At 33.6% G+C, this 13,142-nt stretch carries 13 protein-coding genes; 11 read left to right on the top strand and 2 right to left on the bottom strand.

Translation table 11 applies throughout. From position 1 onward, the window contains the following. Nucleotides 1-9: 9 nt before the first annotated feature. Nucleotides 10-1,116 (bottom strand): adenylate kinase, encoded by a 1,107-nt coding sequence (locus tag D1818_RS19390; RefSeq protein WP_118460906.1) that lies wholly within the window; start codon nt 1,114-1,116, stop codon nt 10-12. A 167-nt stretch (nt 1,117-1,283) separates the two neighbouring features. Here D1818_RS19390 and D1818_RS19385 point away from each other — a divergent pair, with 167 nt between their 5' ends. The 3 genes from D1818_RS19385 (at nt 1,284) to D1818_RS19375 (ending at nt 5,619) form a co-directional block, all read left to right on the top strand. Next, nucleotides 1,284-2,441, top strand: a complete 1,158-nt coding sequence (locus D1818_RS19385; RefSeq protein ID WP_118460904.1) for a 5-(carboxyamino)imidazole ribonucleotide synthase — start codon at nt 1,284-1,286, stop codon at nt 2,439-2,441. A gap of 79 nt (nt 2,442-2,520) precedes the next feature. After that, nucleotides 2,521-3,006, top strand: a complete 486-nt coding sequence (purE, locus tag D1818_RS19380) for a 5-(carboxyamino)imidazole ribonucleotide mutase (protein ID WP_118460902.1) — start codon at nt 2,521-2,523, stop codon at nt 3,004-3,006. A 588-nt stretch (nt 3,007-3,594) separates the two neighbouring features. Continuing rightward, the gene (locus tag D1818_RS19375; RefSeq protein WP_118460900.1) at nt 3,595-5,619 is read left to right on the top strand and encodes a M3 family metallopeptidase; all 2,025 of its coding nucleotides are present in this window, start codon (nt 3,595-3,597) and stop codon (nt 5,617-5,619) included. Between the two features lie 93 nt (nt 5,620-5,712). Here the strand turns inward: D1818_RS19375 and D1818_RS19370 are convergent, their stop codons facing one another. Next, a complete protein-coding gene (locus tag D1818_RS19370; protein ID WP_118460898.1) occupies nt 5,713-8,226 on the bottom strand; it encodes a M20/M25/M40 family metallo-hydrolase in 2,514 nt (837 codons plus the stop codon). A 175-nt stretch (nt 8,227-8,401) separates the two neighbouring features. Between D1818_RS19370 and D1818_RS19365 the strand changes: the two genes are divergently transcribed. From D1818_RS19365 to D1818_RS19330, 8 genes are all read left to right on the top strand, one after another. Then, entirely contained in the window at nt 8,402-8,905 is a 504-nt protein-coding gene (locus D1818_RS19365) for a GbsR/MarR family transcriptional regulator (protein ID WP_118460896.1), read from the top strand. Nucleotides 8,906-9,002: 97 nt separating this feature from the next. Further along, on the top strand, nt 9,003-9,377 hold the full coding sequence (locus D1818_RS19360; RefSeq protein ID WP_118460893.1) for a hypothetical protein: 375 nt from the start codon (nt 9,003-9,005) through the stop codon (nt 9,375-9,377). Beyond that, the gene (locus D1818_RS19355; protein ID WP_118460891.1) at nt 9,352-9,696 is read left to right on the top strand and encodes a hypothetical protein; all 345 of its coding nucleotides are present in this window, start codon (nt 9,352-9,354) and stop codon (nt 9,694-9,696) included. Before D1818_RS19360 ends, D1818_RS19355 begins: the two co-directional genes overlap by 26 nt. A 17-nt stretch (nt 9,697-9,713) precedes the next feature. Continuing rightward, nucleotides 9,714-10,124 (top strand): hypothetical protein, encoded by a 411-nt coding sequence (locus D1818_RS19350; protein ID WP_118460889.1) that lies wholly within the window; start codon nt 9,714-9,716, stop codon nt 10,122-10,124. A gap of 40 nt (nt 10,125-10,164) precedes the next feature. Further along, nucleotides 10,165-11,046 carry a methyltransferase domain-containing protein gene (locus tag D1818_RS19345; RefSeq protein ID WP_118460887.1) on the top strand — a complete coding sequence of 294 codons (882 nt, stop codon included), beginning with the start codon at nt 10,165-10,167 and terminating at the stop codon, nt 11,044-11,046. Nucleotides 11,047-11,178: 132 nt separating this feature from the next. Continuing rightward, complete coding sequence (locus tag D1818_RS19340; protein WP_118460885.1) at nt 11,179-11,619, top strand: hypothetical protein; 441 nt, start codon at nt 11,179-11,181, stop codon at nt 11,617-11,619. A gap of 11 nt (nt 11,620-11,630) precedes the next feature. Continuing rightward, complete coding sequence (locus D1818_RS19335) at nt 11,631-12,542, top strand: TIGR01777 family oxidoreductase (protein WP_118463947.1); 912 nt, start codon at nt 11,631-11,633, stop codon at nt 12,540-12,542. 2 nt (nt 12,543-12,544) lie between these two features. After that, on the top strand, nt 12,545-13,006 hold the full coding sequence (locus tag D1818_RS19330; RefSeq protein WP_118463944.1) for an SRPBCC family protein: 462 nt from the start codon (nt 12,545-12,547) through the stop codon (nt 13,004-13,006). The last annotated feature ends 136 nt before the right edge of the window (nt 13,007-13,142 follow it).

The raw sequence follows: 13,142 nt of genomic DNA, 5'->3' as shown, positions 1-13,142 counted from the left end.
GAATAGTAACTATAATTTATCTATTACCGTACTTAAACGTTCAGTAATCTCTGCGATATCACCTACTCCATCAACTCCAAAGTACTTATCTTGCTTCTGATAATAGTTTTTTAGAATTGCAGTTTCATCGTAATATACTTTGATTCGATTGCGAATCACTCCTTCATCTGCGTCATCAGGACGACCAGATGTTTTACCTCTCTCCAATAAACGTCCTACCAATACCTCATCATCTACTTCTAGAGCAACCATAGCACTTACTTCTGTTCCTTTAGAAGATAAGAATTCTGCTAATGATTCTGCTTGTGCTTCAGTTCTTGGGAAACCATCAAATATAAAACCTTTAGCATCAGGATTTTTATCTACCTCAGCGTTTAGCATATTAATAGTTACCTCATCAGGTACCAATTGCCCTTTATCAATATATGATTTAGCTAATGTTCCTAATTCAGTCGCATTTTTTATGTTATATCTAAATACATCTCCTGTGGAAATATGTACAAGATCATATTTTTGTTTTAAAACTTCTGCTTGTGTTCCTTTTCCTGCTCCTGGAGGTCCGAATAACACTAAATTTGTCATGTTGTTTTGTTTTAATTGGTAAACATCTGTAAGATTTCGACCTAAGCCATCATAGTCTAGTCCGTATCCTACAATAAATCTATTTGGGATTTCTATCCCTATGTAATCTAAAGTAATTTCTTTGGTATATGCTTCTGGTTTAAAAAATAAAGTTGCAATTCTTACCTCTTTACATCCTTTATTCTGAAGCATTTTTGTCAACTCCACAATCGTATTACCGGTGTCCACAATGTCTTCAAGAACAACAACAGTTCTACCTGATATATCTTCTTTTAGTCCTATAAGCTCTTGGACTTTAGCAGTCGTTTCTGTCCCTTCGTAAGAAGCTAGTTTCACAAAACTTACTTCGCAATCGTGATTGAACCGCTTCAGTACTTCGGATACAAACATAAAAGCACCATTTAGCACCCCGATAAAAAGAGGTTTTTTAGCTGATAAATCTTCATTAAGATTGTCAGATAGTCTGTCTATTGCTTTAGATATTTTTTCCTCAGCAATAAAGGGTTTAAATTGTAAGTCGTGTAGTGTAATCATTGTATTATAAGATTATCACAGTATCCGTTTCGTTTTTAAAGCGGCAAAGATAGTGATTACAAACAAGACTTATGATAGATCTCTACTGCATTTACTGTCCAATATTGCGGTTTTTACTTATTAAAAATTTATTTTTGTTGCCTAAGGTAAATTAGATACTCCAAAAAATGACAAACTATTTTTCGTCAGACTTTAAGTTAGGTATCCTGGGTGGCGGTCAATTAGGCAAAATGATGCTCTACGAAACCCGAAAATATGATATCCAAACCTATGTTCTAGATCCCAACCCCGATGCCCCTTGTAGAATAGCTTGTGATCACTTTCAACAAGGTGATCTCATGGATTATGAAACCGTTTACAACTTCGGAAAAAAAGTAGATATACTTACTTTCGAAATTGAAACCGTTAACATAAAGGCTTTAGCTCGATTAGAGCGAGAAGGGAAAAAAGTATATCCTGATTCTAAAACTTTAGAGAAAATTCAGAATAAAGGAAGACAGAAACTTTTCTACAAAGAACAAGAAATACCAACAGCCGATTTTATGCAGTTTTCTAATAAAGCTCATTTGGCAGAAGGTATTACCAGTGGTAAAGTAAAACCTCCTTTTGTATGGAAGAGTACCCAAGGTGGGTATGACGGCAAAGGAGTTTCTATTATACGAACCGGAGCGGATATCGCTAAACTTCCTGATACAGAATGTATAGCGGAAACCTTAGTCGATTTTAAAAATGAACTTGCAGTAATCGTTGTTCGTAACCCCTCAAATGAGATAAAAACGTATCCTGTGGTAGAAATGGAGTTTCATCCAGAAGCCAATCAGGTAGAGTACGTAATTTGTCCGGCTAGAATTGACGATAAAATTGCAGAAAGGGCAAGAGAAATTGCAGAACGAGTATCCAAAGCCTTTTCGCATGTTGGTATATTAGCTGTAGAAATGTTTCAAACGAAAGATGATAATATTCTGGTGAACGAAGTAGCTCCAAGACCTCATAACAGTGGTCATTACAGTATCGAGGCTAGTTACACCAATCAATTCGAGCAACATATAAGAGCCATACTGGATTTACCGCTTGGTGCTACTGAGAATAAAGTTGTCGGAATTATGGTAAATCTTGTAGGAGCTGAAGGACATACAGGAAATGTTGTTTATGAAAACATGGAAACTATTATGAAACTGAAAGGTGTTACTCCTCATATCTATGGCAAGAAGCAAACTCGACCTTTCAGAAAAATGGGACATGTAACTATTGTTCACGAAGATATTGCTGAAGCAAGAAAAATTGCAGAAAAAGTAAAGAAAACTATTAAAGTAATCACTGGTTAGTACCTAATAGAAATCAAGTATTACGATATCTCTGATTAAAATATAAAACTAGCTTTTAACAATAAGAAATAGCAGACAAATGAGTAAAGTAGGAATTATCATGGGTAGTACAAGCGATATGCCCGTTATGGAAAAGGCAATTGAGATACTAAAAGGCTTTGATATAGAAGTTGATGTTGACATTGTATCTGCACATCGCACGCCAGAAAAATTATTCGATTACGGAAAGAATGCCCATACCAGAGGAATATCGGTAGTTATCGCCGGAGCTGGTGGAGCTGCTCATCTTCCTGGGATGGTGGCTTCTTTATCACCTTTACCAGTAATAGGAGTTCCTGTTAAATCGAGAAACTCAATTGATGGTTGGGATTCTGTTCTTTCTATATTACAAATGCCAGGCGGTGTGCCTGTAGCTACTGTAGCACTAGATGGCGCATTGAATGCTGGAATTCTTGCTGCTCAAATCATTGGCGCGTCAGACAAATGTGTATTGGACAAAATTCTAATATACAAAGAAGGGTTAAAACAAAAAGTGATCGAGGGAGCTAAACAGATAAAAAAATAACTTCTAAAAATTAGTAAAAAAAAAAGAGTCGCTCCTCAGCGACTCTTTCCAATATCAGGTCTTACAATAGAATATAACAATATTTATTAACCAACTTAAATATATTACACAAAAAATTCATCGTAAGACCATACTCTTAAAACCTGGTACAAAGGTAATCCCTTACTTTAATTACGCAATAATTATCTGTCAAAACTTATTAACATTTTCGATAAAATGCGATTTTTATCGTTAATAAGTTCAAAAATTACTTTTATTTCATTTTTTTTCCCATAGAAAAACATACATTTTACACATTTCTCTATTAAAATTGTAGATTTTTAATCAAAATAGAAAAGAAAAGAGCTACAATTATTGTAGCTCTTTCAATATATTTGATCTTTACAAAGATTACTTATTGTTGCCATACCCCTACAGCAATAATGTAATTTGATTCTTTGTTTAGATCATTACTAATAAACCTAGACAAATGTATGCGTATCGCCTTTAGATTAAACAAAATATAATATTATTAAAAAGGCAATCATCGATAAAAAACACACTTTTTCGACAAGTGAACATAAAACATAAAGAAAACATTTTTAGATAATGAAAAACCCATTATTAGAATTATTTGACCTTGCTCCTTTTTCTCAAATACAATCGGAGCATTTTTTACCTGCTATAAAAAACGCAATAACTATTGCAAAACAAGAGGTAGATGCTATCGTATCGAATGCAGAAAACCCTTCTTTTTCTAATACCATAGAAAAACTGGAATACAGTGGAGAATTACTGGATAGAGTAACCAGCATCTTTTTTAATCTTAATAGTGCCGAAACTAACGAAGAAATTCAGAAGATTGCACAAGAGGCTTCTCCATTACTATCTGAATTTAGTAACGATATTGCTTTAAACTCGGACTTATTCAAAAGAATAGAAACTGTTTATAAGAATAAGAATTCACTAGATCTTTCTACAGAACAATCTACATTATTAGAAAAAAGATACAAATCATTTTCTAGAAATGGGGCAAATCTTCCAGCGGATAAAAAAGAACAGCTCAGGGAAATCGATAAGGAACTTTCTCAATTGAGTCTTAAGTTTGGCGAAAATGTACTTGCCGAAACCAATAAGTTCGAGATGTTATTAACAGATGAAGCCGATCTTTCTGGTCTACCGGACGGAGCTAAAGAAGCAGCTAAAGCACTTGCAGAATCTAAAGAAAAAAAGGGATGGTTGATCACCTTGGATTACCCAAGTTATATTCCTTTTATGACCTATGCAAACAATAGAGAATTACGAAAAAAATTAGCACTTGCTTTTGGAGCGAAAGGATTTTATAAGGATGATCTGGACAATCAAGAAATTGTACTTAAAATAGCTAATTTACGTCACGAACGTGCTAAAGTTTTGGGATATAAGTCTCACGCCGATTACGTACTAGAAGAGCGCATGGCAGAAACTCCCGAAAAAGTGTTCTCCTTTCTTAATGAAATACTGGAAAAAGCAAAACCTGCTGCAGAAAGAGAATTTAAACAACTAGAAAATTTTGCTAAAGAATTAGACGGAATCGATCAACTGCAAAAATGGGATGGAGCTTACTATTCAGAAAAATTGAAGCAAAAACTTTTTGATCTGGATGATGAAAAATTAAAACCATATTTTAAACTAGAGAATGTTATTGAAGGTGTTTTTCAAATAGCTACTAATTTATTTGGGTTACAATTTGAAGAAACCGATCAAGTAGACAAATATCATGAAGAGGTAAAAACCTATCATGTTACGGATACTCAAGGAAATTTTATTGCCGAATTTTATGCGGATTTCCATCCAAGACCTGGAAAACGAAATGGTGCCTGGATGACATCGTATAAACCTCAGATGAGAAAGGATGATATAAATGTAAGACCACACATCTCCATAGTGTGTAATTTTACCAAGCCTACACCAAGCAAACCTTCACTTTTAACTTTTAACGAAGTAACCACCTTGTTTCATGAATTTGGTCACGCATTACATGGGATGTTAGCTAACACTACGTATCCTGGACTATCAGGAACGAGTGTATATTGGGATTTTGTAGAACTACCAAGTCAGGTATTAGAGAACTGGTGTTATGAGAAAGAAGCATTAGAATTATTTGCTAAACACTATGAGACCAGCGAAGTGATTCCTATGGAATTGGTACAAAAAATAAAAGAGTCATCTACCTTTATGGAAGGAATGACAACAATGCGTCAATTGAGTTTCGGATTATTGGATATGTCTTGGCATTCACAAAATCCTGCCAATATTAAGGATGTAAAAACCCACGAAAAGAAAGCATTTTCTGGTACTTCTTTATATCCTGATGTTGCTGAGAACTGTATGAGCACCTCTTTTTCTCATATTTTTCAGGGAGGTTATTCTGCTGGATATTACTCCTATAAATGGGCTGAAGTATTGGACGCAGATGCTTTTGAGTATTTTAAAGAAAATGGGATCTTTAATAAAGAAGTAGCCACTAAATTTAAGGACAATGTACTATCCCAAGGAGGAACAGAAAACCCTATGATCCTATACAAGCGTTTCCGTGGTCAAGAACCAAAACCAGAAGCACTATTAAAACGTGCTGGATTGATAAAGGAATAACTTCTAAGAAATAAACAAATAAAAAAGGTGCTTCAAATTGAAGCACCTTTTTTAGATTACGGTTTTAAGTTATTGTTTCGATTTATTTTGGGATTATTGAATTATCAATTTGCGTACAGCTAATTTTTCTCCTTCACTTTCTATTCGTATAAGATATATTCCTGATCCTAATGATAGATTACTAGCCGAAATATTGTTAGCTCCAGAATTTAACTGAATTCTAGATGCTTTTTTCCCTAAAATCGTATAAATCGTCGCTACAATACCCTTTTTAGTGGCTCCGTTAACATTTAGCACAAAACTATCTTTAGTAGGATTAGGAGCTATGGTAATTATAGACGCGCCTAACTCATCTTCATCTCCCAGTATTGGGGTTTTAGTTCCGAAAGCTACTGCAGCTGTCGAAGATCTTGTACAAGAACTTTCATAGATTTTCACATTAGAAAAAACAGAATTATTACCATTTCCTGCATCATTATCATTTACAAATACCAATCTATCCATAGCGCCAGTATAAAAATCCCCAACTGGTATTACATATGATGTTGTACCACTTGAATAATTGTCATAGTTAGTTAAGCCGTAGTTTTGAGAACCGTGAACTTTAAAATATCTATTAGAGGTTAAGGTGTTATCATTCTCGAAACCTATTCCATGAATTTCTCCTTGCGTAGTACTACTAAAATCAAACTCTAAGACTGTAGAGGATGTCACGGTATAGTTAAGTGAGATGTATTTCCAAGTGTTATTTTGTAAAGAAACTCCTGACCCATTACTTAGGACAGAGAAATCACCTACCGAATCCTGATTAGAAAAAGCTGAAATCGTGTAATCATTAAAATCTAAAGCAACACACGAATCTGGATCTGGATCTACAGAAGACTCTCCTATTCTAAAATCATCTATTGCAACATCTCCTTGCCAGCTAGATCCTGTTACGGTATTGAATCTAAGCTGAATACTTGTTCCGTTATAAGATGCCAAATCTATATCGGCTGCATTCCAATCACTTCCTTGTGCACCTGATTTACTAAAAAGACTTGTCCAATTAGCTCCATCATCAGTAGTTATATCAATTGATAGGCTACCGATTGCACTTCCTTCCATATGATATTTAAAACCAATACTAGGATTGGTCAATCCATTTAAATCAAAACACGGAGAATTCAATATTGCTCTTTTGTTTGGAAATCCTGTTCCATTTCCAGAAGCTTCTACATAAATATAAGAAGATCCATCTGCCGCACTTACCGGACCAGTGCCATTAGATGGTGTACCATTAGCATCCACTGTCCAATTAACATCATCATTTGTGGATTGCGTCCAAGCGCCGACTGATCCTTCAAAACTTTCCGCGTTAGGAAAACTCGTAATACTAATATTACATTCTCCTCCACCTCCACCTGTGTTTACTCCGTTGGAAATTTCTATTAAATATTCTAATGCTAGTTTACAAAATTTAGCTGCGTGAGTTGCATTAGGCGTTGGAGACCTATCAAAAGTATCTCTTGTTGTATGAATATTTGGATTACTTTGATTAAATGTTGCTTCAAAAGGAAAAGCCACCGCGTATCCTTCTTGCGCCCAACTATAGTGATCAGAGCACCCATAATTACATTGAGAAGTCCCGTAAGTAATCCTATGAGTCCCCGAGGCATTATAATAATCCATCAACTCTACCAAAAAGTCATTTAATGTATCATCATTATATGAATCTGTAGAAACATAGACGTCATTGGTGGAGCCTTTATAGTTTGTCATATCTAATTGCATATAACTAACTACATTTACATTTCTATTTCGATAATCTTCGGCTATTTCTCTGGAACCTCTAAGCCCAACTTCTTCTGCTGCAAAAGCCATAAATTCTATGGTTCTTTTAGGTCTAAAATTCATATCGAACAAAACTCTTGCTGCTTCAGTAATTGTAGCAATCCCTGATGCATTATCATCAGCTCCAGGAGCATCATTATTATTGCCTCCAGAAGTAGAATCTATGTGACCACCAATGATTACGAATTCTTCAGGAGCTTCAGTTCCCGTAATCGTCATAACCACAGAAGGCATATTGGTGCTCGTATGATCTACAATACGAACCGACACATCACTTCTACCACTAGCCAAGTTTTCCCATTTTGTTTTTAGATCTAAAACAGCTTGGGTAGCATTACTTTTTGTATGATAGCGAGTCCCATAATTTTCTAATTCTTGAATTTGATTTGCAATATTTAGGTTATTCACTAAATCAAGACTTTGGCGTACCAATTGATCCTGGGTAATAGAAAATCCTCCAGCAAGTTTCTGAAATAATCTTCTCTGTTGTATCGCCGAAACTGCACTCTTCTTTGAGTTTTGGTAGATAAAACCAGGACCATGAACTAATACCTTATGGTGTAATTCATGAGCGGCTTCGTCACTAAGCATCACTGCACTATAACCATTTTTTGATTCGATAATTTGTATATCTTCAGGATGGTTCTTTTGAAGCCCCAAGGCATCTTTTGTTTCCATCGTGGCATAAAACATATCTGATGGTTCCTGTGCATGACTATTATACATAAATAGACAAAGCAAAATTGTTGAAATAATTAAGTTAAACTTTTGCATTTTTAAATGAGTTTGTGTTAGACTAATAACTTACACAAAACCAAACTATTACCAAAGTGGCTAATCCACAAAAAAACAACTGCACTAACACCTGTTAGTTTATGGTTTTAACATAATAAACAAATTAAACTTTCAATAATTACTGAAAGTTTAAAATTTATTGTATATTTGTCCTATGAATTACACAGAAGCAAAAGAAAAGTTTATATCCACTTGGGGAGCCCTAGGCACTTTGTGGGGAATTAATAAGGCAATGGCACAGATCCATGCATTGTTATGGATCTCACCAGAACCACTTTCTATGGAAGACATTATGGAAGAGTTACATATTTCTAGAGGAAATACTAGTATGAATCTTCGTCAATTAATGGATTGGGGTATTGTTTTTAAAGAAAGTAAACCAGGAGAGCGTAAAGAATATTTTGTTTCTGAAAAGGATGTGCAAGAGTTAGCAAGACAAGTAGCCAAAGAAAGAAGCAGAAGAGAAATAAAGCCTGTTATAAAGGTCTTAAGAGAAGTATCCGGGATAGAAGAAGATGGGTCAAAAAAGACAGAAGAATTGATTAAACAAACTAAGGCTTTATATGAATTAGCGGATAATGCAGATACGATGATGAATAAAATCGTAAATCAAGAATCTAATTGGATTACAAAAACGCTAATGAAACTTATTAAATAATAACCTAAAACGTAATCAATAAGATACAAGGAAGAAATTCCTTTTCTTTTTCAAATTATGTTTCAAAAATTATTGAAACTTTTAAATTATTAGAATTATGAAAACAATACATAACATTAACAAATGGAGTTTTATCATAACCTTATTACTATATATGACTGTAATTTTGGGGTTATTATCTCAGATTCTCTTAGGCTTCATTCAGGTAATTATTGCTATAATTATTTTTTCAAAATGGAAACAACATACATATAGAATTAGAAAATACCTAATTATCTATTTTAGTATAGTCGCTCTATATGGAGTTTTTTGGTTATTAAGAATCGCAGAAACATTCAATACAAATTCAATGGTTATGGATCCTAGCATATTATATCTGTGCATTATACCAATGTCTATCGCCGCATATTTTGTTTATGTCACTTACCAAATCAAAAAAAGCGCCCATGAACTTAAACTTGATTACATATAGTATATACATATTGATAACTGTCTTTATCATTATAAAAGTAGGATTGATTTGTTATAAAAACGGAAACATATTTGTGGCACATCTTGTTCCTGATGACAAAGATTTCTGTTTACGAATAAACAATATGCTTTTAATAGGATATTATCTCATCAATATCGGATACACAGTAATAACATTATCCGGATGGACAACAATTAATTCCATTTCGCAAATGGTCGAAAGCCTGTCTAAACATACAGCAATTATAATCTGTATACTGGCAATTTTACATTATTTCAATCTGTTCTGGATTACAAAATTTATTAAAAACATTAAATAATTATAAATACAAACTTTATGGAAACTTCTAAAATTTTTATAGGATATATTATCTACTTACCCATAGCAATTGCCCTTACCTATTTTGTATCTAAAACGCTTTTTAAGAATGGGAAAACTTTTATGATCGATATTTTTAAAGGCAAAGATGATATTGCAATCGCAACAAATCGTCTATTCGAAGTAGGTTTTTACTTACTAAATATTGGTTGGGCATTATTAATCCTAAAGATTGATAACTATCACTTTAATGATACCTATCAAAATTTAATAGAAATATTAAGCTTTAAAATTGGTGGATTTTCAATTTACCTAGGGTTAATGCTATTCCTTAACATGTATCTATTTTTTAGAGGAAGAAAAAAATCTAAACAAAGACCACCAGTTGTTACTCAAACAATAAGACCAAAAGGGCCTCAGGTTCAATAAATATATTATGTTTTTTAATCATTAATAAAAGCATCCAGTTATGAATACTACACTCCCACTCTTACGTAAAATCAGATTTCAAAAATCTAATAGAGAAAATCTTATAGAACTCTATGATGAAGCTACAGAAGACTATGAATTCTGGAGCAAGGATTTCAATATGCATTTTGGATACTACATCCCTTTTAAAACAACACTTCTTAAAAGAGATACTATGCTAAATGAAATGAATAACCAGGTATTTAATCGACTACATTTCAACAAAAAGAATGGACTGATTGCAGATTTGGGTTGTGGGATTGGTGGTACTATGAGACATGGTTTACGTAAATATCCGCGTCTTAGTATTATTGGAGTTACACTTTCTCGTTTTCAGATTCAGGAAGGTAATAAAAGACTCCAAAATATGAACGGATTGATTCTGGAAGAAAATTATTGTCGCACATCTTTTGCATCTAATAGTATTGATAGTGCATATGCTATAGAAAGTTATTGTCATTCTGGTCATAGCGAAACTGCCTTAAAAGAAGCTTACAGAATAGTTAAACCTGGTGGAAAACTGGTTATAGCTGATGCTTTTCTAAAAAAAGATGAAGATCAATTATGCCCAGGAAGTCATTATTGTTATGATCAATTGTGCAAAGGATGGAGTCTAGAAGGGTTAGGCAGTGTACAGCGGGTTAAAAAATCTTTAGAGGAAATTGGTTTCAAAAACGTTCTTATAGAAGATATCTCTTTTAGAGTAGCACCTTCTGTATTGCACGTGCCTTTTGCAATAACTGGTTTTATTTTTAAAAAACTATTTAAAAAAGAAACACTGAAAACTCAAAGTTGGAAAAACCTTAAGGGCTCTCTCTTTGCACTGCTATCAGGCTTGCATATGAAAAGCTTTGGATATTATATCATAACAGCAGAAAAATAAATTTACCATTTTTGTCTGTCTAAGCCTATCAGAGACATTTCAAACTTAGAAACCCGTCCACTTCGATACTTGTGCGCCTATGGAGGAAGCTCAGTGTGACAATAATAAATTATATAAAATGTAACGTAAGCCATGAATCTAGCTCAGATCACATATCAATGGATGTATATCATTATCGCCACCGTAATATCAACCGTTGTTTTGTTTTATTACGCAAAAGCACTTCCGGAATTGATTCCTAATGATAATCTAACCAAGGAAATGATCATGTGTTCTGGTCAACTTTTATGGCAAGGAAGTATCATATTGATTTTTATAAAGAGGAAACTTCATACTTACTTATATAATATGATTACGGTCTCTTTGTTTGGTTCGTTAGCCTTAATTCCGATGATATTTTTGTTTCAAAAAGAGTCGATATCAATAGAAATCCGGATCATTTTATTCTTACTAGTTGTTCTACTAATGATTATTGAACACGCAAGAAGAGTTAAAAAACTAGCATTACCATCTTATTTGACCATAACCTGGATAACATACAGAATCCTATGGTTACCAATATTATTATTTTAATTTTAAAGAATATGAAAAAACTAATTATAGCAGCAGGAACAGGTTTCTTAGGAAATGTATTAGTTGAGCACTTTAAAAACAAAGCAGAAACTATTGTAATACTTACTCGTAGTAAAAAAAAATCCATCGGAAATATCAAATATGTACATTGGGATGCCAAAACGCTAGGAGAATGGAAACAAGAACTTGATGATGCAGATGTTCTTATCAATATGACAGGAAAATCGGTCGATTGCAGATATCATCAAAAGAATAAGGATCTCATTCTTTCCTCTAGAGTAGACTCTACGGCTATTTTAGGCGAAGCTATTTTAGCCTGTAAAAACCCTCCTAAAGCCTGGTTAAACTCTTCTACAGCTACCATCTATAGACATTCTTTGGACAAAGAAATGGATGAAACCGATGGTGAGATCGGAACAGGGTTTTCTGTAAATGTAGCTACCAATTGGGAAAGTGTTTTCTTCTCCCAGCAAACCCCAAAAACCAGAAAAGTAGCATTGAGAACATCCATTGTTTTAGGAAAAAATGGTGGAGCTTTGCAGCCTATTCTCAATTTAGTGAAAATTGGTTTTGGTGGAAAACAAGGGAAGGGAAACCAAAAATTTAGTTGGATTCATGAACTTGATTTTACGAGAAGTTTGGAGTTTATTATTGAAAACTCTGCCATACAAGGTCCTGTAAATATAGTAGCTCCTAAACCAACAGATAATAATGGTCTAATGAAAACACTGCGAAATGTTACCAAAACTCCCTTCGGAATTCCATTACCAAAACTCCTTTTAGAGATCGGAGCTTGGATTATTAAAACCGAAACTGAATTGATTCTGAAAAGCAGAAATGTTATTCCAAAAAAACTACAAGATGCAGGTTTTAAGTTTAAACAGCCTAACCTGACCCAAGCGTTAATAGATTTAACTTCATGATTATGACTACAATTCAATTATGCACCATTATTCAAGCTCCTTTAGAAAGTGTTTTTGACGCAGCAAGAAATATTGATCTTCATATGAATTCCGCAAAGAAGACAAAAGAAAAAGCTATCGCAGGAAGAACCTCTGGATTGATAGATTTATATGAAACCGTGACTTGGAGAGGAAAACATTTTGGACTATATCTGACTCACCAAAGCAAAATTACTTCTTTAAGATATCCAACCTACTTTATTGATGAAATGGTTCAAGGTCATTTTAAAAGTTTTAAACATCAACATATTTTTAAAGAAACAATAAGCGGAACTGAAATGATCGACTTTTTGGAGTACAAAACGCCTTATGGCTCTTTTGGAAGATTTTTTGATAAATTATTTTTAAAGAGACACTTAACCAAATTTCTTTCCACGAGAAACCAATTCATAAAAACTGAAGTAGAACGATCAACAATTGGATAATTATCTTTAACTATTGCATACAGCTGTTTTTATCGAATCATAACAGTAGTCATAAATCACAAATACATTCAAAGAAAAATGCCTACACCTATATATCGTATGGTTTCTTTTGCAAATTCTTCTACAATTCAATGGT

This window comes from Aquimarina sp. BL5 (assembly GCF_003443675.1).
In the GTDB taxonomy this organism is placed as follows: domain Bacteria; phylum Bacteroidota; class Bacteroidia; order Flavobacteriales; family Flavobacteriaceae; genus Aquimarina.
Note: the sequence above shows the minus strand (reverse complement) of the source record. Positions and strands in the feature narration are given on the sequence as shown.